Source organism: Algoriphagus sp. oki45 (genome assembly GCF_036245605.1).
Lineage (GTDB): Bacteria > Bacteroidota > Bacteroidia > Cytophagales > Cyclobacteriaceae > Algoriphagus.
The window spans coordinates 1,270,830-1,293,845 of the sequence record NZ_BTPC01000001.1 but is presented as its reverse complement, the minus strand read 5'-3'; the positions used below and the strand labels follow the sequence as shown (position 1 = coordinate 1,293,845).

Below are 23,016 nucleotides of genomic sequence, written 5' to 3'. Positions count from 1 at the left end.
ACGGGAAGCGCCTTTGGTTTTTTTGATATCTTTGCAGCCTTAAATGAGCGATATGCCCGTCAAACCCAAAATTTCTTTTGAGAATCTGGAAGTGGCCTTTGCTTCCAAATCCGACGCAGAACTCAGGAAAATGTATCTGATTTTTGCGACGCTGAATAATAACCTAATCTCCGACTTGGGGATTGGCCTAGCCAACTTGGCTTTTAAACTCAAGCTTCCTGTCAAAGGAATCATGAAAAAGACCATGTTTGGGCACTTCTGCGGAGGGGAAACGATCGCAGAAAGCATTCAGGCCGCCAGTAAGTTGGCTAAATATGGCGTCCACGCGATTCTGGATTTGTCAGTAGAAGGGAAAGGGGATGAGGAGTCATTTGACCGAACCTGTGAAGAGATCCATCAGACGCTGATCGAGTCTGCAAAGACGGATTACATGCCTTTTGGGGTGTTCAAAGTGACTGGTTTGGGTGATTATCATATCATGGAGAAAATCCAGGCAGGAGAAAAGCTCACTCCAAGCGAAGAGAAGGCTTTTGCAAAAATGAAAGGAAGAGTGGACAAACTCTGCAAGGCAGCTCACGATTTGGGTTTGAAAATACTTGTGGATGCTGAGGAGTCCTGGTTCCAAAATGTGATTGATGACTTGGCTTTCGAGGCCATGGAAAAATACAACCGGGAGCGCTGTGTGGTATACAATACTTATCAAATGTATCGCCATGATTCGCTTGAACGATTGAAAAAAGCCCATCAAGTGGCTTTGGACAAAGGGTATTTATTCGGTGCCAAGCCTGTCCGTGGTGCCTACATGGAAAAGGAAAGGGAAAGAGCGGAAGAAATGGGCTATCAGGATCCGATTCAGCCCAACAAAGAAGCTACAGACAGAGATTACGACGCGGCTATTCAATACAGCGTGGAAAATGGAATTCATTTGGTTTGTGCCACGCACAATGAGAAAAGCTCCTTGCAGTTGACTGAATTAATGAATCTGCATGCTGTTGATCCGACTTCGGATCGGGTGTTTTTCTCCCAACTCTATGGAATGAGTGACAATATTTCCTTCAATCTGGCTAAAGCGGGATATCGGGTGGTCAAATATGTGCCCTATGGTCCGGTTGAAAAAGTAATGCCTTACCTCACCCGTCGGGCAGCAGAAAATACCTCGATCGCAGGTCAAAGCAGCCGGGAGTTTGAGCTGGTGAAGCGGGAAATGAAGAGGAGGAAGAATAGGGGTTAGGAATTTATCAGTGAGTAGTAAATAGTAAGTAGTAAATAAGATTTGATCGTCCAAGTAGGGTTAAAAAACATCTGACATCGGGCATCAATCATCGGACAATAATTAAAAAAATAGAATGCAACTTCTTAGCGAACAGGAACTCGAACGCAGAAAGGACCGGGAAAACCTCTACGCCTTGGGAATCAATCCCTATCCGGCGGAGTCTTTTCCCATCAATGTAACTGCGGAAGACATCCATAGAAACTACGAAAACAGAAAGACGGACTATAAGGATATTTCCATCGCGGGACGATTGATGAGTCGCAGAATCATGGGTTCTGCCTCCTTTGGTGAGATTCAGGATTCCACAGGCCGCCTTCAGATCTATGTTCGTCGGGATGATATTTGCCCTGAAGAGGATAAGACCCTGTACAATAGCGTTTTCAAAAAATTGCTGGGTATTGGAGATTTTGTAGGACTGAAAGGATACATTTTTACCACACAGACGGGAGAGATTTCGCTCCACGTGACTGAGCTAAAAGTTCTTTCCAAGGCAGTAAAGCCGCTTCCTGTTGTAAAAAGAGACGAGGAAGGAAATGTCTACGATGGCTTTACCGATCCTGAGCAGCGTTATCGTCAGCGGTACGTGGATTTGACGGTCAATCCTGAGTTTAAGAAGACCTTTGTTACCCGCTCCAAAATCATTTCCAATATGCGTCGCTATTTTGACGATCACGGATGGTTGGAAGTGGAGACGCCGATTCTTCAGGCGGTTCACGGTGGCGCAGCTGCCAGACCTTTCATGACGCATCACAATACCTTGGATATGCCGCTTTTCCTACGAATTGCCAATGAGCTTTACCTCAAGAGGCTGATTGTAGGTGGATTTGACGGGGTGTATGAGTTTGGGAAAATGTTTCGAAACGAGGGAATGGACCGAACTCACAATCCGGAATTCACTTCCATGGAGATCTACGTGGCTTACAAGGATTACATCTGGATGATGGAGATGGTGGAGGAGTTACTGGAAAAAGTGACCGAATCCATCCACGGAAAGACCGTCGTGAAAGTCGGGGGTAAGGAAATTGACTTTGCCGGACCCTACCGAAGGCTGACTATGTTTGACTCCATCAAGGAATATGCGGGAGTCGATGTGAGCGAAATGGATGAGGAAGGTTTGCGGAAAGTTTGTGCTGACCTAGGTATCGAAGTGGATGCTTCTATGGGCAAAGGCAAACTGATCGATGAGATCTTTGGGGCCAAAGTAGAGGCTAACCTTGTACAGCCGACCTACATCACCGATTATCCAATCGAGATGACGCCTTTGGCGAAAAAGCACAGAAGCAAGCCAGGCTTGGTGGAGCGATTCGAGCTTTTTGTCAACGGAAAAGAAATCGCTAATGCCTATTCCGAGTTGAATGACCCGATTGATCAGCGGGAGCGTTTTGAAGAGCAATTGAAACTAGCCGCTCGTGGGGATGACGAAGCGATGGCCATGGACGAGGATTTCCTCCGCGCACTCGAGTATGGAATGCCACCTACTTCTGGTTTGGGTATCGGAATTGACCGATTGACCATGCTGATGACGGATAATTCCACGATTCAGGAAGTCTTGTTCTTCCCTCAGATGAGACCGGAGAAAAAAGCCGTCGAACTCACCGAAGAGGAAAAAGTCATCATGGATTTGCTGGGAAAAAATCACCCTGCTTCACTACCAGACCTCAAAGCCCAATCCGGACTGAGTGGTAAAAAATGGGATGTGTCCATGAAAGGACTTTCCCAAAAAGGCTTGGTCAAAGTAACCAAGGAAGGAGAGAGTCTGACGGTGGATTTAACGGAGTGATCCAATTGGATATTAAAAAGCCAGACTTTTCCAGTCGGGCTTTTTTGCTTCGATAACGAAAGAGAAAGGAATAATTAATTTGTAGTGCCTGGATTGTTTACCATTTTTTGGATAGATTCTAAGCCCATTCTGGTCGCAGCTTTAAGGCTTAATTGATAGACCTCCTCCATTCTTTGGGGTGTTGAGTCAATCGACTCAAAGAAAATTTCCCCGGTTGCATTCGAAGAGCCAATAAATCTACCGGAAATAGGATCCAAAAAATCAATTTGAATTCGGGCAAAGCCTTTTTCTTTTTCGGTGCTCCATGTAGAAGAGAATTCCTTATAGCTCTCCAAAATATTCACTTTGACCTTTAATTGTACGCCATTTCCAGTTGTATTCTCCATTATCGTGTTGGCTATTAACTGATGATGATTGTTAGTTAAGATTGGTGTATGCCTTATTAATTGATTTGGGCTAGACAAGATTGGGATTTTCATTTCCCCATTAGAGATATTATTTCTGAGATCAATTACCTGAGTTTCAAGTACGAGATAATCTAAATTAAGAGGTGTAGAATACTCCTGTTGAAAGTTTGAAAGGACGTGGTTTGTGGCACAGGAGGTCAGAAAAAGTAGAAACGTTGCCTCTACTAAAGCGAGCAGTTGACTCTTGATTTTATTCATATTTGAGATTGAAGTGGAAACATTGCCAACAACTCAAAGGTAATTGTATTTCTATTTATTTTAACTACCCACTTTATTTTTCTGACTTTCCAAATTCTCCTCTTCAACTGACCCCTACTTTCTATTTCAAAATCATCTCCCTCAGCTCTACCACTCTCCTCAGCTCCCGGATTTCCTTTTGCACATTTTTCCGAATCACCAAAGTCAGGATAATTCCCGGAATGAAGTACGAGCACACCATGGCAGCCATCCAAAAAGAAGAAATGTAGTTTGAAAACTCGGGTAAGAGCAACATAAAGCCCAAGGTATAGGCACCCAAAGTCAGATAGGTGCCCGGTCCATGAATTCGGAGTCGGAGCTGGAGATATTTTCTCTCGGATTCCAGATTCACTACCGCCGATTGGGTGATTTCTTTCTTTCTTCCCTGATTCAAACTGTAGGCTTCCAGCAAAATTCGAATCATAAAAAATCCCAACATCAGGCCTACGCCCAAGTGGCTGAGTGTTTCCCGAAAGCCAAAGTAAAACAGCAGGAAGTAGCACATCATTAAGAAGGTTGAGCCTAAAATCAGGAGTGTGCTTCGCTGGAATTTGAAGCTTTCTCCGTTAAGCCGTTTTGCCTCATCGATGAGGTTTTGGGTAGGAGGAGGAGTGGGGAGGTCGACTGCGGATTTTTGCCAACCGGATTTGAGCATATTTCCTAATTCATTCATGATCGATCAACTTTTTAAGTCTGAGTTTGATGCGGTGGATTTTGACTCGGAGGTTTCCCTCGGTTATCCCGAGGATGGTTGCAATTTCTTCTTGGGGAACATCATCGAGAAGAAGTCCGGTTACCAGTCGGTCGATTTCGGAGAGTTTACCCATAGCTTCAAAGAGCATCTTACTTGGGTCAGTTTCGGTGAATTCGATTTCTTCGGTCGTTTCTTGGTCTCTCAGGATTTCTCCTAGTTTTTGATCTTTGTTTTTCTGCTTTTTCAGAAAATTCAGGCAAGTATTCACCGTGATTCTGTAGATCCAGGTTTTGGGCGTAGCATCCTGACGAAACTTACCCAGATTGTTCCAAACCTGAATGAATACCTCCTGGGTGAGATCTTTGGCCTGATCTTGATCTCCTTTCATAAACCCCATGCATAGCTGCATCACCATAGGGTAGTGGGATTTATAGAGGAAGTCAAAGTTTGTTTTTTGGCTTGGATTCACTGGGCAAGAAACGTCTTAAGCTGTTCATGAAACCATTCCGGCTGATCGAGCATCAGGTAGTGCTTGCTGTCTGCTGCCAAAGCAAATGTTTTATTGGGAAGGGTTGAATATTGATTTTTCATCGTTTCCAAGGCGCCCGGGCCAAAGGGCTGTCCTGCCACGAGGATAAGTACGGGAACTTTAATGGTAGGCAAAAGCGGTCGGCTGTCCAATTTAAGCAGATCTACATATCCATAGACAAAAGTCTTCCGATCAGCTGATGTCATCCATGATTTTACCTGTGCTTGGTCTTCTGGCTTGGTCATCATGTTTTGGGTCATTTGATCCAAATAGGCGCTTTGTGCAGCTTCATCCATTGCAAGCAATTGATTATTGTAGGGGCTTTCATAGCCCAAGGCTTCTGCCGGTACTCCGGGCATCATCACTTCCCTCATGCAGGCAAGGGCATCCACGATAACTACTTTTTGGATTCGATCCGGGAAGTGCGCTGCCAAATTCAAAGCCAGATTACCGCCCATGCTGTGCCCGACTAGGGTAAGTTTATCCAATTCTTGGCTTTCGATATACTGGATTAGATCGGATTTCAGCTTGCCGTACCAGGGCATTTCCACAGGAGCGACCCCACCAAAGCCCGCATAGGTCACCACATGAGTCTGGTGTCCCGGAAGACTCTGGACGGTGGAATTCCAAACCTCTCCCGGAGTAGCAAATCCCGGAAGAAAAAGAATGGGCTGGCCCGTTCCGGAGGTGGCCACAGAAACGGAAGATTGGGCGAAAAGTCCAGTCTGAATGGTCAAGAGGACGAGGAAAAGGTAGTTTTTCATAATCGAGTTGGTTTAAAGTATTTTGAATAAGAATCCTGTTTTTTTCTTCTTAGATAACCAAAGCCTTTTTTTGTTACACTCCATTGAAAAGGATTTACTTTTTCTTCGAAAAAAATCCTATTCTGGCGCCATGACTATTCATTTGCTACAAATGAAAAGGGGATCAACTCAAATCAAGAATTTGAATTTTTGAAATAATCGGCTTATAGCTAGGCTTTTATGGGTTTTGGTTTTATTTTCAACCTCACCGATTTTCTAAGGATGCGCGACGTTACGATGACGGGGAGTATGAACCCCCACTTTTCGGCAATGAAAGCCCAATTTTTGAGGTGCTACGACGAACTCTCCAGAATGGCAAGGCAAAAGCTAAGGATGGAGTACCATTCAAGCACGTTGGATACTGCCGCTTTGGTACATGAGGCCTACCTGAAAATGGATAATCATGAAAAAGGCTATGTGGACAAAAATCACTTCTTAGCCATAGCCGCTATAGTTATGCGAAGGTTTTTGGTGGATTATGCCCGACAAAAAAAGCGTCAAAAGCGTGGAGGTGACCAAATCCAATTGACCTATGGCGCAGCCAATCAGGCCGTGATGACATCCCCGGAAGAAGTACTTCAGCTAAATGATGCCCTCAACCGACTTAAAGCACTCAATAATCGACACAGCCGGGTAGTGGAATTTCATTTTTTCGGAGGATATAAGCATGAAGAGATCGCCGAAATGATGGGCGTGTCCATTGATACGGTTAGGAGAGATTGGCGTCTTGCCAAAGCATGGCTGAGTAAGGAATTAAGAACCTAAAGGGATGAAAAGAGGAGATGGAAAGTGGGATCAGGTCGAAGTACTTTTTCATGAATTGACTGTCCTTTCGCCCGAGGAGCGTACAATCCGACTAAAAGCGGTTGCTGAAATAGATCTTGAACTTTTTGATCAATTGACCTCCCTCCTTCAGGCAGATATGGAATCGCATCCCCTGTTTCAGGCTGGTCCAAAAAGTGTTTTTTCCATTTTGGAAAACGACCATGAACTTTTAGGCGATAGAATCGGCGCTTTTCAGTTGCAAGAGGTAGTTGGGCAGGGTGCGATGGGAACTGTTTTCAAAGGAATCAGGGCAGATGGCCAATTTGATCAGGTAGTGGCTATCAAGCTGATGAAGCCTTTGCTGATCAATCCCGCTTATCGAAGTTTTTTTGAACGTGAGCGCCAAATCCTTGCGAAGCTGAATCACCCTAATATTGCCCGGCTGTATGACGGAGGTTTCACCACGGATGAAAGGCCTTTCTTTACCATGGAATGGGTCTCGGGGATCAATCTTTTGGAGTATTGTAAATTGCATAGCTTGGGATTGAAGGAGCGGCTCAGGCTATTTGGGCAGGTCTGTCAGGCTGTACGCTATGCCCACCAATCGCTGATCGCACATTTGGACCTCAAGCCGCAGAATATCATTGTCAACGAAGAGGGACAAGTCAAGCTTTTGGATTTTGGAGTCTCCCAAATGCTGGATGAAAGTCAGGAGCAGGAGGGAAGTTTTACCTTGGCTTATGCTTCTCCAGAGCAAATCGAGAGAAATCATCCCAATACTGTTTCGGATATCTATTCGCTGGGAGTGGTATTGTTTGAATTACTTTCTGAGCAGCACCCCTTTCAGCCTTTTTTCAAGGAGCCAGATCAACTGAAAAACAAAGTTTTGGCCAGTGAACATCAGTCTTTTGTCCTTTCAGTGGATTTTGGCCAAGTTGCATTCGGCGAAGACCTGAATTTGATCTGCGGTAAAGCCATGCAGAAGTATCCGGATGACCGGTATGCATCGGTGGATGAGCTGGTTCGGGATTTGGATGATTTCGACCGATGCTATCCTGTAGCAGCCCAACCTAATCCATGGACTTACCGAGCCAAGAAATATATTCGGAGAAACAGGACAGTTCTTGCTGTGGCCTGTTCCGCCGCAATTCTGCTCCTTTCCATGGGCTTATTCTACACAATTCAGCTGAGAGAGCAGAGGAATATTGCAATAGCAGAGGCTAAGCGAGCCAATCAGATTACTAATCTCATCACTGACGTTTTTTCGGCGGCAGACCCGAATATTGGGGGCGCGGATACCATTACAGCTGTTCAGCTATTGGATGAGGGTTTGAAAAATCTTGAAAAAAACCTGGGGGACGATCCTTCCCTTTATGCGGATATGCTTCTCCGCCTGGGTCCTGCATATTTAAGTCTTGGGCAATACGAAAAAGCAAAAAAGACTATTGAGGAAGCTTATGGAATCAATCTCAGTTTGGATGATTTATCCGAGGAGACTTTGGCTAGGAATGAGCTATTGATGTCTAGTTCTCATTTTATGTATGGAGAACCGGACTCTTCAGTTTTTTATTCAGAAAAAGCAATCAATCGACTCAGAGATGCTGGGATCAATGCGGGTGAGTTATTGGCAAGTGCTTCATTGGAACTCGGGACCGCTTATTACGAAATGGCTACCTATTCGAGAGCGGATTCAGCACTGACGGTAGGGTTACGCCTTTCTAAATTGGCTGACCCTAATCCTAATGTGGAATTGGCCACCCTTCTTCATATGAAAGGAGCTACAGCCCGAAAGTTGGACCGAATGGATTCTGCAAAAATGTATCTGACCGAATCATTGGAGATGAAAAGGAAGCTTTTTGATGAACCTCATCTGGAAATAGCCTATGCCTACAACTATTTCGGCAGCTTTTATCAGGACATGAATGATTACGAGCAGGCTTTGGGCTATGTGAAAAAGTCTTTGGAACAGCGGGAAGCTATTCTAGGGAAATTCCATGTCGAAACAGTGGCCAGTATGGGGAATTTGGGACGGACTTATATTGGTCTTGGGAAACCCGAAGAAGCAGTTCCATTGTACCAATCAGCCATTGCCGTGATTGATTCAATTTTTGGAAAATCCCATTACTACTACGGAGCGCTAAACGGAAGCTTGGGAAATGCCTATTACTCGGCGGGAGATTTGAAAAATGCACGGGAGGTTTATGAAATAAATCTCGAAATTTTTGATGAATTGCTTTCTGTAAAAGACCCCCGAAAGGCCAGTCCGAGGCAAAATCTGGGGAAAATTGCTATGGATGAGGGACGTTTTAATGAAGCTCGATTGCTCTTTGAAGAAAGTTTGGAAATCAGACAAAACTTGCTTCCTAAGGGTAATATTCAAATCGCCCAAAGCCAACAAGCTCTCGGAGAAAGCCTGCTAGCGATGGGAGATTTTTCTACCGCCATAGAATATCTTGAAAAAGCTTTGGAAACTGCCAGTCAAAATCCTGAGGAAAATCAAAAGTTGATCAATCAGCTGAACACATCTTTGGCTGACGCTTTTGGAAACTCAGGAAATCAGGAGAAAGCTTCCTTCTATTCCTCTCTTGTAGCAGCCGGGAATTAGGCGGTCCAATTCCCGGCCAATGAGCTAGCAATTAACCTGATTGAGTACGATTTGGGTGCAAAGGTTTCTGGCAGTAGTCTCCAAACATACTTGAGTCGGTTTGCTGTAAATCCGGTCTGCAAGGAATTTCCAGGCGAAACCATCCTGAACTTCAACCGTCAATCGGATATCATATGCACCTGCAGGTACCTCTTTCACTACTTTTCTGTTCTGCACAATTTCTCCACTACTGATAGCCTTATTGGAAGGGACTCCATTTACCATGACTTTATAGGTAATTGTAAATCGGACATCTATTCCGCAAATCCCACTTCGATTATTCAGGGAGATTTCTCTGGCTGGATGTTTCTTTTCCTCGCAGGTTTGGACGTCATATTCCGTAGTGTAACCTAGTTTGGCGGTGGTATTGTCTTTCAGATAATGAAGCTTGTATGAGATGGGTACACCCGGATTGTTTCTGGAATAGACCGCATTTTCTCCTTTGATGATGTACTCCAAGTCTGCAAAATTTTTGGCGCTGACTGCCTCTGATGCCACTGAAGCATTGCCTCCGATCGTGACTACGGTGATGTTGGAGGTGTTTAGGATGGCCTTATACTTTGCCTCTAGGGTTCCTGAGACTTGGGTCAATCCTGTGGCATAATTCAAAGCTCCTTCCAATTCTGCGGAGGTAGCACTGGTGGTAGTGATCATCCGAAACATGATGATGCGGCCGTAATTGACTGCTTGCACATAAGCTGGTGGAGTATCCGGTCCGAACTTTTGCTCAATCTCGGTGATACTGGCATCCGGACCAAATACTTGTCCCGGACTGGTCGGAGGATCCATGGTCACCGAATAAAAGACCTGCTTGAAGGACATCATAGCCACCCTTTCGGTGTTGGAGGACTGAAAGTTGAACTGGGTTTCCACATCTCCCCGGGCCCATTCCACATTTAAGCCGATGTCCATACTTACTTGCCGGCTGCTGTAGGAAGTACGGGCAATGTAACTTGAATTGGCAGCATTTACATAGCCTTCCTGATAGGCATTGGCATTCCACCACTCCAAGGCCTCATCGATTTTGGTTTGCACATTGGAGTTGGAGGGTTTATCCACTTTCAAGCTTCCGTTTTGTCCCATTCCGGGTAGATCTATCCTCAGCGTCATCGGTGCCCGATCCACTCCAGCAGGAGTGGGAAGGCCTCCCAAAGTAGCCTTATCTGCAATCACCAAGGCTCCCGGATAGATAATCCCATTCGTAGGTCTGAGGATTGCGATATCCTCAAAGTTGTTTTTGAGGTCATATTTGATTGTTCTGCATTCCAGATTTCCGCCCGGAATAGGGGAGGAATTTACCCGGTTGCTGATTTCTGTGCGCTGAGAGCCTCCGGGGATACTTTGTACATTCAGGAGTGAATTTGGGTCTGAGTTCAACCCTCTGAGATAGTCTGTGATGCTTTCTGCATCAGGAGAGGTGACTATCGGATCATCCCCTCCTCCAAGCGTGTCACAGCCCACTAGAGCTGAAGTAAGCAAAAAGGCAAAAAGTACTTTTCGCTGATTTTTGAAAATAGCATTCATGGCAAATAGAGTTTTTGGTTGTGACTCTATAGGCGACAAATGCTCTGGAAAGTGGTAATGAAGTCTCGAAAAAAAATCAATTTTTATTTAAAAACGGCCTTTGGATGCCCTAAATCAGCTATTTTACTTCTGTCGATCGGCATACCCAAACACCTTTTGCAGTAGAGGGCTTGTCCTTGCTCCTACATTTTGTCGGATTTTCAGCTCCTCTTTAGCTATCTCTACAAAAAGGCCATCGATTGCTTTTTGAGTGACGTAGGCTGTGAGATCCGGATTCATCTTTTTCACAAGAGGAACTTTATTGTATTGGGTCACCAAGTCGTCCCAATACTTCGTCGCATTTACTTTCTCCAGACTCTTTTCTATAACAGGTCTAAACTTAGTCGAAAGTGAATCCGAAGTGGTCTTTTGGAAGTATTGCGTTGCTGCATTTTGACTTCCCAAAAGGATTTTTTGTACATCCTGAAAACTCATCTGCTTGATAGCTGCAGTGAAAATGGGCTTGGCTTCTTGGGCAGCATCCTCTGCGGCCCTGTTGACACTCGTAATCACCTCATCACAAAGTGAACCAAAGCCTAGATTTCTTAGCGTTCTCTCCGCCTGCTTGGCTTCTTCAGGAAAAAGGATTTTCACATCCAAATTGCCCAGATACCCATTTTCCAGTGACAGCCGATCCACACTTATTCCTGTTCCTTTTTCCAAGGCTTCCTTCAATCCCGAACTGATCTCAGATGTAGTTGGATTTCCGGCCAGTTGCTCGGCTTTATCCAAGAGTTTTCCAATCTGAGCAGTGGAAGTACAGGAGGTAAGTAAAAATGCTACCAACAGAAAGGAGGAAAGGAATGATTTTAAGCTGAAGAAGTTCATGGGTGATTGATATCGTTATGTTTCTTTATACCGAAATAATGCTGGATGAGTTCCTGTTTTCTTAAGATCCAATGCCAACTGGCTTCAATTGGGATGTATGGAGAAAAGCCAAAAAAGAAAATACCCTTGAATCATGAATATAATTTAAAATACTTGCCATTTTGTTTTTAATTTGGAAATTAATCCATTGAATTTTTTAAAAAATAAAAAAATGAACCTTAGAATCAATTCTGAATACGGTACTTTGAGAGCGGTCTTGATGCATAGGCCGGGGAAAGAAATCGATCGGCTTACTCCTTACAATAAAGAATTTTTACTCTTTGAAGATGTGCCTTATTTAGAAGCCCTTCAAAAAGAACATGACGCCTTTTCCAATCTGATCAAAGAGTCCACAGGAGCGCAAGTCTACCAGCTGAGGGAATTGCTGATACGAGTATTGTACGATCGGGAGATTTTACTCCGACTGATGAGAGATTCTCTTAAAAGATCGGGTTTGTCTTACCTGGCAGAGGATATTTTGGAGCGGTACAGTACGGCCGAATGTGCTGGGATTTTGACAGCAGGATTGAAAATCCATGAACTGAAAAAGAAAATCCCCAATCTCAACCCCGGTGAACTGATGGATTATGCTTTCGCAATTCCGCCCTGCCCCAACCTGTATTTTCAGCGGGATCCAATGGCTTTGACTCCCGGAGGGATTATTTTCTCTTCGATGAAAATGGAGGGAAGACAGCGGGAAGCGGATTTGCTTCGCACCATTTTTGAAAATCATCCCGATTTCAAAGACCATGTCAACTGTCTCTATCCAATCAATGGGCATGATAATCCGCCCAGCATAGAGGGGGGAGATGTGATTATCCTTTCTCATGAGGCAGTGGCTATTGGTAATTCGGAGCGAACGGACGAAAAAGCCATTTACCATGCAGCCAAGGCACTTTTGGCAGAAGGGTCAGTGAAGCGGGTCTATGAAGTTCACCTGCCCAAAAAGCGGAATTTCATGCATTTGGATACGGTCTTTACTGTGCTCGATGAAAACTTAGTCCTGACTTATCCCGATGCGATGAATTCGGTCTTGCAGACTTCACTCTATACCCTCAAAGATATGCAGGGAGATAAAGTGAATATTCGGCGCGAAATTTTGAAAGAATCTTTATTGACGGTTCTGGAGCGGGAAATCCCCCATCTGGAGATCCTGGCTACTGCTGATGGCAATCCGGATTATTCGATGCGGGAGCAGTGGTTTGACGGAGCCAATGTATTTGCCATCGGCCCAAGAAGAGTAATCAGCTACAATCGGAATATTCACACTAATCGAGCCCTCAGAAACATGGGAGTGGAGGTCTTAGAAATTCCTAGTTCGGAGTTGTCCCGTGGGCTCGGCGGACCGAGGTGCATGACTATGCCAATCAGCAGAGCGAGAGTTTAAGGATTTCGGATATCGGATTTTTGATATCGGATTGATTATCCAAGCTAACGCAGGACAGGAAAATGAAATCTGATATCCCAGCTTTTATGTCCCAAATTTTTTAGCGATCAAAGAAAGATCTTCTTCTGGATACTTTCAGGTCTTGGAGCAGGCTGGATTTCACCCGGATATTAATATTGTATGAGGTAAACCTGCCAAAAGGAATCCAGTTTACATCCATCTGCCAGCAATGAAGGTCCCTTGCGATTCCGATCATGGTCTGCCGGAATTCGCTAGCCTGGATGTCGTAGCTGGTGTTAAAATTGATTTTCCACTTCTCACTGATAGACAAATCGCCACTTACATTGACCCCTTGAGTGATGTTAGTGCGATTATCCACCTGTTTGGAGTAGGCCAGATTATAACCGATGGTCAGGTTCCAAGGGATATTCCAGTCGATATATTGGCTGGGGTCGGCTACGATCCGGTTTATTTCCTGTTGGGCAAATTCATCCATTACTCCTCCTCGCTGGAGGAAGTCTTGGGTGATTTCATCCCTCACTTGACCTGGATCTGGACCGCCTCTGGGGTTAAGGGAGGCGTTTAGGTTAAGGGAGGCATTTCGGATCGTTCCGATTCCCTGCCCATTTTTCCAAGCGTATTGATTGATTCTTCTGAAGGAGGTAGTTTCTTGATTTGAATCGGGAAATTCTCCCACAGCATAGGGGTCTATGGTGGTGTTGACGTTGACGGATAATTTTCTTTCGAAAAGGCTTGTTCTTGCCGAAACCTGAAAAGGGGCAAGCTGAAAGGAATCTGCCGCAAAGTTGTAAGCGGTATTGAAGTTCAGGGACTCTAAAAGTGGGATTTTTTTGGTGCTGGCCTCGGTGCTGTCAGTTTCTGTTTTTATTTTTCCTTCAAAGACATTCCGGACTGCAAAGCTCATGGCACGGGATTCTCCACGGGGAGCTCCGCTGAAGATAAATCCTTGATGTCTGGAAAAAAGATCAGTCCTACCAGAAGCATCAGTCTGCACCCTTTGATAGTACCCGAATGAAGGGTCAGAAAAATCAGGGGTATAGTTGAAGGAAATCGTGGGTGCCATATGATGGCGGATAGTTTGAAGCTTCCCTTTTCCCCGGAAATTATAAAACCCGTAGAAGTTGGTGTTCATTGCGAATGAGCTATTGAAAAAGCCAACCCGGTTAAATCCGTCCTGTACTATTCGATCCACACGCTGAGTGGAGGGATTATAGTAGAAGTTCAATCGCTGCAAATACCACAGTTCTGTGTAGTTGAAGGAAGCTGTCCCTGTAAAATAATTGAACAGGGTAAAGTTGGAACTAACGGGAATGGTATTCCTTGCTCCATTATTGGCATTTTGCAGAAGCAGTCCCAGGTTGTCAACTGTAAAAGGAATCGTCTGAGGTCCATCGCCGATGATGGGATTATTTACACCAAACTGTTGCTGAATCCGGTTGGATACCGTGTTTTGCAGGTTGAAATTCCAGGCAACGTTGAGTGTCTTTAGGGGCTCAAATTTGATGTTTTTAAAAGGACTTTGCCGGTTCATGTTCATTGAAATGGTCGGCAAGTCCAATCGAACCTCTCCGGTCTGCACACTTTGTGAATGTCTGAAATTAGCAGACATGGAGAAGGGCGTTCCCACAAACTGCTTGGAATAGGAAATATTGGAATTCAGGTCAGCCGTAATGTTATTGTTGAAGTTGTTTTGACTGACGATGTTGTTGAAGTAGCTGGTCGAACCTGCATTGACAGAGGCCGAGAATCGCCCACTTCCTCTTGAGACAGGCGAGTGATTCCATTGGATTCGGAAGGTATTGTAGTCCACCGGATTCAATTCGGTTTCAGGACTGACAAATTTCTGAAAATCCACATTGAACCCTCCAGAAAATCTGTATCGCTTGGTATAGTTGGCTTGGGATTTCACGCCCCAACCGCCCTTGGAGTAGATGTCTCCGGTGATCTGGGCATGTATGTAATCATTAATGGCAAAGTAGTAGCCAAAATCCCTTAGAAATAAACCCCTGACCTGCTCTTTTCCATAGCTTGGGAAGATCACTCCGGAGGCCTTCTCCTCAGGGGTATCAGGAATGATTCCAAAAGGCAAGCCCAAAGGGGTGGGGATCCCATTGAAATACAAGTTGAATGGCCCGGAGACTACCTGTTTTCCTGAAATGGACTTGATTTTGGATGAGGAAATGTGCCAATGAGGCTCTGTGAGCTTACAGGTGGTGTAATAGCCGTGATCTAGGTAAATGCTGCCGTCTTCTGTTTTTTTGATCGTTTCTCCCCGAAGAATCCCATCCTGCTGTTCGGTCACCACATCTTTGATGATGGCTTTTTGGGTCTTAAAGTTGTACCGCATTTCCTTTCGGATCTCGTAAACGGTGCCTTTGTCCTTGAAAAAAGGATTTCCTGTCACATTGCCCAGGCTGTCTGTGACACCTGAGGCATAGATCTCGGAAGTTTCCCAGTCGATCACGATCTGATCGGCGTCGAGTCGCATTTCTCCGTATTCAAACCAGGCGTTTTTATAGAGGTAAATTCTATTTTCCCGGAAATCAGTGATGATGCTGTCCTCAGCGAAATAAAGAATATCGGTCTGTATATCGCTCCTGGGCATAATTTTTGCCGAATCCAACCGAGTCAAGGTATCCGCCTGAATGAGCATAGAATCCGGAATGATAGGATTGCTTGCGGGAGGAGTCAGAGTGTCCGGCAAAATCAGGGTCTTTTCCCTAGGAGGATTGGTAGGCCGTTGTGCTTCCGCTGAAAAAGTGGAAATCCAAAAGAGGAAAAGGCTTAAAAAAAGGATTCTCAAATCCGACACTGTGGCTTGCGCTTTGATTAATTTGGTTGAAATTTCGCGTAAAGTTAATTCGATTGCCCTCATGGAACGGTTCAATAACAAAAAAATTCTCTTAAGTTTTCTTATAACTATTCCCTTTTTATTTGGAGGTTTTATTCCTAATGAAACGATGATGCCCGCATTTCGGATGAAAAAAATCGTATTGGATGCAGGTCATGGTGGAAGTGATCCGGGAAATATAGGGTCCAAAGCCAGGGAAAAAGACATTAATCTGGCCGTAACCCTTCTTGTGGGGAAGTATATCAATGAAAACATGCCAGATGTGGAGGTGATTTACACAAGAAAAGACGATAGCTTCCCGACTTTGAAAAAACGGCCTGAAATAGCCAATACCAACAAGGCGGATCTTTTTGTATCCATTCATTCCAATTCTGCTCCTAATAGATCCGCCTTTGGTACCGAGACTTTTGTCATGGGTACCAAGCACTTTGAGGCTAATTTTGACATCGTAAAAAGAGAAAACTCAGTAATCCTCTTGGAGGAAAACTATAAAGAAGAGTACGAAGGCTTTGACCCGACTTCTCCCGAGTCCTATATGCTCTTTAACCTTACCCAAAAAGGATTTATAGGAAATAGCCTGAGTCTTGCCGAGCAGGTGGAGACCCAGTTTAGAGACCGGGTTGGGAGAAAAAGCCGGGGAGTGAAGCAGGGACCATTTTATGTGCTTTGGACCCCGTCCATGCCGAGCGTGCTGATCGAGTTGGGTTTCCTTTCCAATTCTTCCGAGGAGCAATTTTTGATGTCAAAGCAAGGTCAGGAATACATGGCTTCAGCAATTTTCCGTGCTATTCGGGATTACAAAAATTCGATTGAGGTCAATTGATTCTCAATCAGTTTAAAAAGAAAATTGCCCTTTTCTCCCTCAGAAAAGGGCTTTTTTAATACTTTCGCTCGTGAACTTCTTCCATTTTATTGAGTTTGCAAACTAGATAAACCCAAATAAACCATGCAGTCCCAAACGGAAAAAAGACCAACAATGCACCAACTCCTAGATCAGCTACAGTCCAAATTAAATGAAGTCAAGCTGGGAGGTGGAACCAAACGAATTCAAGCTGAACATAGCAAGGGAAAACTCACCGCAAGAGAGCGGATTGATTACCTGATTGATCCTCAGACTGATTTTTTGGAAGTCGGAGCATTTGCAGCAGATGGTATGTATGAGGAGGAGGGAGGTTGTCCCTCTGCAGGAGTGGTTACGGGGGTAGGCTATGTGAGCGGGAGAATGTGCGTGATCGTAGCCAATGATGCCACCGTCAAAGCCGGAGCTTGGTTTCCCATGACTGCCAAAAAGAACCTTAGAGCACAGGAAATCGCCATGGAAAACAGGCTCCCGATCATTTACCTTGTGGATAGTGCCGGAGTATTTCTTCCCATGCAAAATGAGATTTTCCCGGACAAGGAACACTTTGGGCGACAGTTTCGCAACAATGCAAAGATGTCGTCCATGGGTATCGTGCAGGTAGCCGCCATCATGGGCAGCTGCGTGGCAGGCGGGGCGTATTTGCCCATTATGTCGGATGAAGCGTTGATCGTAGATCAAACCGGCTCCATTTTCTTGGCAGGATCTTATCTGGTGAAGGCTGCTATCGGTGAAAATGTAGACAATGAAACGCTGGGAGGGGCAACGACCCACTGCGAAATCTCTGGAGTTACGGATAATAAATACGCCAATGATCAGGAGTGTCTGGATGCCATCAAGCAGATTTTTTCTACTCTGGGTGACAATCCTAAGGCGGGGTTTGATCGAATTGAGTCCAAAGAACCCTCGGTCTCGCCTGAGAAATTATTGGAGATTTTCCCTCAAGACCGGGTAAAACCATACGACATGCTGGAAATCTTGGCTGGCTTGGTCGATGGAGGAGAGCTGGATGAATACAAAAAAGACTATGGAAAGACCCTGATTTGCGCTACGGCCCGCATAGACGGATGGGCTGTGGGAATCATTGCCAATCAGCGTAAAATAGTAAAAACCGCCAAAGGGGAAATGCAGATGGGAGGGGTGATTTACTCCGACTCAGCAGACAAAGCTGCCCGTTTTATCATGAACTGCAACCAAAGGAAGATCCCTCTGGTTTTTATTCAGGATGTCAGCGGATTTATGGTGGGATCCAAAGCCGAGCATGGCGGAATCATCAAAGATGGAGCTAAAATGGTCAATGCCATGGCTAATTCTGTGGTGCCGAAGTTCACCCTGGTGGTTGGGAATTCCTATGGAGCGGGAAATTATGCCATGTGCGGTAAGGCTTATGATCCCCGACTTATCGTCTCCTGGCCTACCGCCCAAATGGCAGTGATGTCAGGAGCTTCTGCCGCGAAAACTTTGCTCCAAATCAAGGTTTCTTCCTTGAAAAAAGCAGGAAAAACCATCTCTGAGGAGGAGGAAAGCCAATTGTTGGAAGAAATTACCAATAAATACAACCAAGAGCTGAGCCCTTACTACGCTGCGGCTAGACTTTGGGTGGATGGGGTAATTGATCCTCGGGAAACCCGAAAGACGATCAGTATGGGGATAGAGGCTGCAAATCATGTTCCGATTACAGAAAGATTCAACGTAGGAGTGATTCAAACCTGATCTTTTCTTATCTTCTAAGTACAAATACAAAAGCATGAATGAATTGACTCCTTCAGAAATGATTGCTTTGGTCTCTCTTCTGGACGATCCGGATCAGGAGGTAAAGAATCACGTAAGAGACAAAATCATTTCATTGGGCTATGGAGTAATTCCCTTTTTGGAGCAGCGATGGGAGTCAAGCTTCAATCCAGAGCTCCAAAAAGAGATTGAAGATTTGGTGCACGATCTTCAGTTTGCTCTCCTCAAGGATAGGCTTCAGGATTGGAAAGATTCGGAAGATCGGGACTTATTGACAGGGCTTTGGATCATCAATACCTACCAATATCCTGATTTGGAGTTTGAAAAACTCAATGCAGAGATGCATCAGATTTATTTCGAAGTCTGGACTTCTTTCAAAAATGACCTGCAGCCATACGATCAGATTCGGATCATCAACAATGTGTTGTTCAATACACTGAGGTTTTCGGCCAATACGAAGAATTTTCATTCTCCGGGAAACAGCATGTTGTCCACCGTTTTGGATACAAAAAAAGGGAATCCGATCAGTCTCTGTGCGATTTACCTTCTGGTAGCTAAAAAGTTAGGTTTACCTGTTTATGGAGTCAATTTACCCAATCTCTTTGTCCTCACATACAAATCCTCAGACATCACCTTTTATATCAACGCCTTCAACAAAGGCTTGATTTTCAGCCGTCAGGATATTTACAATTACCTGGAGCATCTGAAAATTGAGCCCAGGGAGGAGTTCTTTGAGCCTTGTTCTTATTTGGAGATCATACTTCGCTCTCTAAGAAATCTCGCCCATTCCTTCGAAAAGTTGGGAGAAGCAAGCAAAGTGGCTGAAATCAAAGAATTGATCGCTATTCTCAGCGATCAATAAGTTCTTAAGTTACATCCAACAGGTCTCACTTGGCTGGCAGCTGGAGATTCCCCTTTTGCAATCTGATTCAGGGCTCGTTCCAAATGCCTTTCTGTGACAGCAGATTCAGCTTGGGGATTGTTATCTATGGCTCCTCGATATGCAATCTTTGGACCTTCTGCGTTGGGGATCAATACAACCACTTCCGGGATTTTGGTAATCCCAAAGGCTTTAGCCCATTCCTTAGCTGAATCGGCTAGGTAGGACATATTTAATCCACTTTGATTGATATGATTTCTGAGAGGAAGAAAATCGGATTCGGTATTTCCTGCTTCCGGATTGACCAATGCAAAAGTAAACCCTTGATTCTGAAAATTTGCTCTGAGGGTTTTGATCCGGTCTTCATACATTTTTGCAAAGGGACATTCCATGGTATGAAAGATCAAGACTAAGCCTTTGCTCTTAACCATTGAGCTCAATTCCATCGTTTTCCCAGTCACTGCATCTGTGGCAGTAAGCTGAGTGTAGGATTGGGATTTTACTCCAAAAGAAACTGAGAGAAAGAAAAGAAGTGAGATTAGCTTTTTCATAGTTTTTATGGGTTTTGGGTCTATTCTTAGAAAGACAAATCAGCGTCTCAGGTTTTGTCCTGCTTTCTTTTGACCCATTATTTTACCATATCGTATAGGTCAAGATGATATTGTCCATTTTTCTTACCTGCACGGAATAATGATGATCTGCAAACTTCGTACCCCTTATTCTCCCTTGGATGATAGAGTCCGACACCGAAAAGGGCTCCAATAGGATGTTTTCCCTAAAAGATACTCCTCTTTTTCCTTGACATTTAAAGATGGATTCCTTTGCCGACCATGCCATGGTATAATGAATTGGGTCTTTTTCCAGAAAATCTAATTCGGAGGAGTCCAAAAACCGAAAGCCGATTCTGAGTATTTTTTCCCTGATCAGATCCATATCTATTCCTACGGATTGGGACTTGTGGAAAATAGCTCCAGCCAAGCCCGGTGTGTGGCTGAGGGATACATATCCTTGACCGGACATGGATTGGGATTTGCCATGCTCATCTTTGAAAAAGCCGGGATAAGGCTCTTCCAAGACCTGTAAGGCCTCGTAAATAGCCATTCTTGCGGTCGTCCACTCCAAGCGCTTGGCCGCATGAGAAATATTGGCCAGTGAAAGCTTTTCCCTGAAACTGAGGAAATCCAAAGGCTGATTTTCATAGGAATCGATAATCTTTAGGGCTAAAGCTGAGTGAGAATCAATTTTTTCTATTTTTGTTTGCATACGCCGGCAGGGCTCCACGGTGATTCCGTTCAATATATGGCAAAAATCCAAGTAAATAAATTACATACACTTACCGGGCACAATGACTGTATTTATGCCCTGACCGAGGGGAGTGATCCCCGATTTTTTTATACCGGTGCTGGAGATGGGATGGTGGTAGAATGGGATATGGACCGCCCAAAAGACGGGAAGTTGATAGCCAAGCTGCCCAATTCCGTCTACGCATTAGAAGTAGATCGTGAGCGAAATCTTCTTTTTATCGGACACAATTTTGAAGGGATTCATGTGATCGATCTGAACGAAAACAAGGAATTATGGAGTATGAAGCTGACAGATCAGGCCATCTTTGACATTAAAGTATATGGCAATCTGGTCATGGTAGGTACTGGGGATGGTGTCTTGATTATCATTGACTTAGAGAATAGAGCCGTAAAGCAGCACATCAAGCTTAGCTCCAAAAGCATCCGGGTGATGGCTATTGCCCAAGGTAAAAAGCATTTGGCACTTGGACTCAGTGATCATACCATTAAAATCCTGGATTTGAATGCCTCCTTTGAGCCCATTGCTAATCTGGTAGGTCATACCAACTCTGTTTTTGCCTTAGGCTATTCGCCGGATGAAAGCACACTCGTCAGCGGCGCCCGAGATGCCCACTTGAAGTTTTGGAATTCTCAAGATTACAGTCTGGCCGAAAATGTGGTAGCCCACCTTTTTGCCATTAATTATTTATCTTTCAGAGAAGACGGAAAGTGGCTGGTCACCTGCTCTATGGACAAATCCATCAAAGTATGGGATCCGGTAAATTATAAGCTACTGAAAGTCATCGATAAAGCCAGAAATGCAGGACATGGTACCTCGATCAACAAAATTCTTTGGAATTCCTACAGTGATCAGGTCGTATCGGTGTCGGACGACAGAACCATCTCCATTTGGAAAATCGAAGAAGAAATATTGTAAAAGCCAATGAAGGATCAGGAGAGAAAAACAGGTTTCCATCTGGATATAATTTGGAATCTTTTCCTCTTCCCCAAAATAATAACTAGAATCCCATGAAAATATCCCCAACTGCCATCCGCCAAAAAGCTTTTGAAACAGCTTTTAGAGGTTTTGAGAAAAAACAGGTAACCGATTTCCTTGAGGAAATGAGTGTGGCCATGGAGCAGATTAATCATGAAAATCTCGAGCTGAGAAGCAAGTTGCAACAGGTAGAAGCGGAAGCCAAAAGGCTGAAGGATGTGGAGGATTCACTTTTTCGAACGCTAAAAACTGCCGAGGATACCGGGGCGAGTATCATCACTGAGGCGACCGAGGCGGCGGATCAGATCATAGGAGAAGCCAATCAGATTGCCGAACAAACTGCAAGAGAGGCTCAGCAATATGCACAAAATGTAAAAGCTCAGGCTGATGAGCATTCACGTGTCATCACTTCTGCTGCCGAAGTCAAAGCCAAAGAGACCATCAAAGAAATCCGGGAAAGTATGCAAAGCTTGGTGAGAAGCTATGACGGACTTTTGGAGCAGCGAGAGGCATTGGTGAAAAGCCTAAAAAGGCTCTCGCAGGATGCACTGAACCAGATTGAGCTTTCTGATGCAAACTTTTTCCGAATCGATGCCAAGGCCTACCAAAGAGCCGTGGAAGAACTCAGCAGATCCAGTCATTTCACCATGGCAAACATCGCTAACCTTGCACCTGCTGTGGCTGTACCACACAAAGAAGATGAGCCTGAGGATCAATTTGAGGAAGATATGTCTGAAGCCCGCTTGGATGAGGATACCCAAAAATCTGTCGAAGCATTGCAGCATGACTTGGAAGAGCAGGGTGAGCTTCCGGTAGAGGAGGAGCCCATCGAGGAGAATGTGGTCGAGGAAGAAATTGCCGAAGAATTGGAAATAGAGGTAGAAGCCAAATCTCTGGAAGAAGAGGTCCCTGAGGAGGAAGTTCTCTTGGAAGTGCCTAAAAAAGAAGCAGAGGAACCCTCTTTGACTAAAGAAGATCCAAAGAAATCTTCAGGCTCATTTTTTGACCAGTTTGACTGATGGGGAAAGTAGCACTGGAAGGGATTGAGTTTCATGCCTATCACGGAGCCTATCCGGAGGAATCTATTTTGGGAAATCGATTCACTTTGGATTTGGAGTTGGAGACTGACTTTAAAGATGCGATGCTCCATGACAGCCTGAAGGACACCGTGGACTATGCCAAGCTGTACCAGTTGATCAAAGCCAGAATGGATGTGAAGGTAAAACTGCTCGAGCACTTAGGTCATCGGATTGTTTCCGATATTTTGGAGACTTATCCCAAAGTAAAAAGCGTCAAATTAACCCTGAAAAAGCATCATCCAGCACTGGGCGGAATAGTTCAGTATTCTGCCGTGACCGTTTGCTTTCCTGAAGATTTTGCCTGAA

20 protein-coding genes are annotated in these 23,016 nt (G+C 44.6%); 11 read left to right on the top strand and 9 right to left on the bottom strand.

The window, feature by feature from the left end:
- The first annotated feature begins 52 nt into the window (after positions 1-52).
- Both AAA942_RS05630 and lysS read left to right on the top strand, forming a co-directional pair.
- Complete coding sequence (locus AAA942_RS05630) at positions 53-1,231, top strand: proline dehydrogenase family protein (RefSeq protein ID WP_338220027.1); 1,179 nt, start codon at positions 53-55, stop codon at positions 1,229-1,231.
- Positions 1,232-1,346: 115 nt separating this feature from the next.
- Complete coding sequence (gene lysS / locus AAA942_RS05625; RefSeq protein WP_338219258.1) at positions 1,347-3,053, top strand: lysine--tRNA ligase; 1,707 nt, start codon at positions 1,347-1,349, stop codon at positions 3,051-3,053.
- Positions 3,054-3,127: 74 nt separating this feature from the next.
- Here lysS and AAA942_RS05620 read toward each other — a convergent pair whose 3' ends face one another.
- From AAA942_RS05620 to AAA942_RS05605, 4 genes are all read right to left on the bottom strand, one after another.
- Entirely contained in the window at positions 3,128-3,718 is a 591-nt protein-coding gene (locus AAA942_RS05620) for a hypothetical protein (RefSeq protein ID WP_338219257.1), read from the bottom strand.
- A gap of 121 nt (positions 3,719-3,839) precedes the next feature.
- Positions 3,840-4,430 (bottom strand): hypothetical protein, encoded by a 591-nt coding sequence (locus tag AAA942_RS05615; RefSeq protein WP_338219256.1) that lies wholly within the window; start codon positions 4,428-4,430, stop codon positions 3,840-3,842.
- Complete coding sequence (locus AAA942_RS05610; RefSeq protein WP_338219255.1) at positions 4,423-4,920, bottom strand: RNA polymerase sigma factor; 498 nt, start codon at positions 4,918-4,920, stop codon at positions 4,423-4,425. Before AAA942_RS05610 ends, AAA942_RS05615 begins: the two co-directional genes overlap by 8 nt.
- Positions 4,917-5,744 carry an alpha/beta fold hydrolase gene (locus AAA942_RS05605; protein ID WP_338219254.1) on the bottom strand — a complete coding sequence of 276 codons (828 nt, stop codon included), beginning with the start codon at positions 5,742-5,744 and terminating at the stop codon, positions 4,917-4,919. The genes AAA942_RS05610 and AAA942_RS05605 overlap by 4 nt, the downstream gene beginning before the upstream one ends.
- A gap of 309 nt (positions 5,745-6,053) precedes the next feature.
- Between AAA942_RS05605 and AAA942_RS05600 the strand changes: the two genes are divergently transcribed.
- Both AAA942_RS05600 and AAA942_RS05595 read left to right on the top strand, forming a co-directional pair.
- Complete coding sequence (locus AAA942_RS05600; protein WP_338219253.1) at positions 6,054-6,548, top strand: ECF-type sigma factor; 495 nt, start codon at positions 6,054-6,056, stop codon at positions 6,546-6,548.
- Positions 6,549-6,552: 4 nt separating this feature from the next.
- Positions 6,553-9,153, top strand: coding sequence for a serine/threonine-protein kinase (locus AAA942_RS05595; protein ID WP_338219252.1), 2,601 nt, complete (start codon positions 6,553-6,555; stop codon positions 9,151-9,153).
- Between the two features lie 24 nt (positions 9,154-9,177).
- Here the strand turns inward: AAA942_RS05595 and AAA942_RS05590 are convergent, their stop codons facing one another.
- Together AAA942_RS05590 and AAA942_RS05585 are read right to left on the bottom strand one after the other, a co-directional pair.
- On the bottom strand, positions 9,178-10,716 hold the full coding sequence (locus tag AAA942_RS05590; protein ID WP_338219251.1) for a thiol-activated cytolysin family protein: 1,539 nt from the start codon (positions 10,714-10,716) through the stop codon (positions 9,178-9,180).
- 123 nt (positions 10,717-10,839) lie between these two features.
- The gene (locus AAA942_RS05585; RefSeq protein WP_338219250.1) at positions 10,840-11,583 is read right to left on the bottom strand and encodes a DUF4197 domain-containing protein; all 744 of its coding nucleotides are present in this window, start codon (positions 11,581-11,583) and stop codon (positions 10,840-10,842) included.
- Between the two features lie 211 nt (positions 11,584-11,794).
- Here AAA942_RS05585 and AAA942_RS05580 point away from each other — a divergent pair, with 211 nt between their 5' ends.
- Positions 11,795-13,009, top strand: coding sequence for an arginine deiminase (locus AAA942_RS05580; protein WP_338219249.1), 1,215 nt, complete (start codon positions 11,795-11,797; stop codon positions 13,007-13,009).
- A 100-nt stretch (positions 13,010-13,109) separates the two neighbouring features.
- On the opposite strand, the gene AAA942_RS05575 is transcribed toward AAA942_RS05580, so the two are convergent.
- The gene (locus AAA942_RS05575) at positions 13,110-15,842 is read right to left on the bottom strand and encodes a putative LPS assembly protein LptD (protein WP_445083320.1); all 2,733 of its coding nucleotides are present in this window, start codon (positions 15,840-15,842) and stop codon (positions 13,110-13,112) included.
- Positions 15,843-15,903: 61 nt separating this feature from the next.
- Between AAA942_RS05575 and AAA942_RS05570 the strand changes: the two genes are divergently transcribed.
- The 3 genes from AAA942_RS05570 to AAA942_RS05560 all read left to right on the top strand — a co-directional run bounded on the left by AAA942_RS05570 (position 15,904) and on the right by AAA942_RS05560 (position 19,333).
- The gene (locus AAA942_RS05570; protein WP_338219248.1) at positions 15,904-16,704 is read left to right on the top strand and encodes an N-acetylmuramoyl-L-alanine amidase family protein; all 801 of its coding nucleotides are present in this window, start codon (positions 15,904-15,906) and stop codon (positions 16,702-16,704) included.
- Between the two features lie 153 nt (positions 16,705-16,857).
- Positions 16,858-18,453, top strand: coding sequence for an acyl-CoA carboxylase subunit beta (locus AAA942_RS05565; RefSeq protein WP_338219247.1), 1,596 nt, complete (start codon positions 16,858-16,860; stop codon positions 18,451-18,453).
- Positions 18,454-18,487: 34 nt separating this feature from the next.
- Complete coding sequence (locus AAA942_RS05560; protein ID WP_338219246.1) at positions 18,488-19,333, top strand: transglutaminase-like domain-containing protein; 846 nt, start codon at positions 18,488-18,490, stop codon at positions 19,331-19,333.
- Here the strand turns inward: AAA942_RS05560 and AAA942_RS05555 are convergent.
- Positions 19,327-19,902: a redoxin domain-containing protein gene (locus AAA942_RS05555; RefSeq protein WP_338219245.1), complete on the bottom strand. Its 576-nt coding sequence runs from the start codon at positions 19,900-19,902 to the stop codon at positions 19,327-19,329. The two genes, AAA942_RS05560 and AAA942_RS05555, sit on opposite strands and share 7 nt — an antisense overlap.
- An 82-nt stretch (positions 19,903-19,984) precedes the next feature.
- Entirely contained in the window at positions 19,985-20,614 is a 630-nt protein-coding gene (locus tag AAA942_RS05550; protein WP_338219244.1) for a 4'-phosphopantetheinyl transferase family protein, read from the bottom strand.
- A 36-nt stretch (positions 20,615-20,650) separates the two neighbouring features.
- Between AAA942_RS05550 and AAA942_RS05545 the strand changes: the two genes are divergently transcribed.
- The 3 genes from AAA942_RS05545 (at position 20,651) to folB (ending at position 23,015) form a co-directional block, all read left to right on the top strand.
- Positions 20,651-21,571: a WD40 repeat domain-containing protein gene (locus AAA942_RS05545; RefSeq protein WP_338219243.1), complete on the top strand. Its 921-nt coding sequence runs from the start codon at positions 20,651-20,653 to the stop codon at positions 21,569-21,571.
- A gap of 92 nt (positions 21,572-21,663) precedes the next feature.
- Positions 21,664-22,650: a DivIVA domain-containing protein gene (locus AAA942_RS05540; RefSeq protein ID WP_338219242.1), complete on the top strand. Its 987-nt coding sequence runs from the start codon at positions 21,664-21,666 to the stop codon at positions 22,648-22,650.
- Entirely contained in the window at positions 22,650-23,015 is a 366-nt protein-coding gene (gene folB, locus AAA942_RS05535; RefSeq protein ID WP_338219241.1) for a dihydroneopterin aldolase, read from the top strand. The genes AAA942_RS05540 and folB overlap by 1 nt, the downstream gene beginning before the upstream one ends.
- The last annotated feature ends 1 nt before the right edge of the window (position 23,016 follow it).

What these genes read in the sequence shown, in the direction of transcription:
- AAA942_RS05630 (WP_338220027.1), top strand. Translation starts at nt 53, where the DNA reads ATGCCCGTCAAACCCAAAATTTCTTTTGAGAATCTGGAAGTGGCCTTT.
- lysS (WP_338219258.1), top strand. Translation starts at nt 1,347, where the DNA reads ATGCAACTTCTTAGCGAACAGGAACTCGAACGCAGAAAGGACCGGGAA.
- AAA942_RS05620 (WP_338219257.1), bottom strand. Translation starts at nt 3,718, where the DNA reads ATGAATAAAATCAAGAGTCAACTGCTCGCTTTAGTAGAGGCAACGTTT.
- AAA942_RS05615 (WP_338219256.1), bottom strand. Translation starts at nt 4,430, where the DNA reads ATGAATGAATTAGGAAATATGCTCAAATCCGGTTGGCAAAAATCCGCA.
- AAA942_RS05605 (WP_338219254.1), bottom strand. Translation starts at nt 5,744, where the DNA reads ATGAAAAACTACCTTTTCCTCGTCCTCTTGACCATTCAGACTGGACTT.
- AAA942_RS05600 (WP_338219253.1), top strand. Translation starts at nt 6,054, where the DNA reads ATGAAAGCCCAATTTTTGAGGTGCTACGACGAACTCTCCAGAATGGCA.
- AAA942_RS05595 (WP_338219252.1), top strand. Translation starts at nt 6,553, where the DNA reads ATGAAAAGAGGAGATGGAAAGTGGGATCAGGTCGAAGTACTTTTTCAT.
- AAA942_RS05590 (WP_338219251.1), bottom strand. Translation starts at nt 10,716, where the DNA reads ATGAATGCTATTTTCAAAAATCAGCGAAAAGTACTTTTTGCCTTTTTG.
- AAA942_RS05585 (WP_338219250.1), bottom strand. Translation starts at nt 11,583, where the DNA reads ATGAACTTCTTCAGCTTAAAATCATTCCTTTCCTCCTTTCTGTTGGTA.
- AAA942_RS05580 (WP_338219249.1), top strand. Translation starts at nt 11,795, where the DNA reads ATGAACCTTAGAATCAATTCTGAATACGGTACTTTGAGAGCGGTCTTG.
- AAA942_RS05570 (WP_338219248.1), top strand. Translation starts at nt 15,904, where the DNA reads ATGGAACGGTTCAATAACAAAAAAATTCTCTTAAGTTTTCTTATAACT.
- AAA942_RS05565 (WP_338219247.1), top strand. Translation starts at nt 16,858, where the DNA reads ATGCACCAACTCCTAGATCAGCTACAGTCCAAATTAAATGAAGTCAAG.
- AAA942_RS05560 (WP_338219246.1), top strand. Translation starts at nt 18,488, where the DNA reads ATGAATGAATTGACTCCTTCAGAAATGATTGCTTTGGTCTCTCTTCTG.
- AAA942_RS05555 (WP_338219245.1), bottom strand. Translation starts at nt 19,902, where the DNA reads ATGAAAAAGCTAATCTCACTTCTTTTCTTTCTCTCAGTTTCTTTTGGA.
- AAA942_RS05550 (WP_338219244.1), bottom strand. Translation starts at nt 20,614, where the DNA reads ATGCAAACAAAAATAGAAAAAATTGATTCTCACTCAGCTTTAGCCCTA.
- AAA942_RS05545 (WP_338219243.1), top strand. Translation starts at nt 20,651, where the DNA reads ATGGCAAAAATCCAAGTAAATAAATTACATACACTTACCGGGCACAAT.
- AAA942_RS05540 (WP_338219242.1), top strand. Translation starts at nt 21,664, where the DNA reads ATGAAAATATCCCCAACTGCCATCCGCCAAAAAGCTTTTGAAACAGCT.
- folB (WP_338219241.1), top strand. Translation starts at nt 22,650, where the DNA reads ATGGGGAAAGTAGCACTGGAAGGGATTGAGTTTCATGCCTATCACGGA.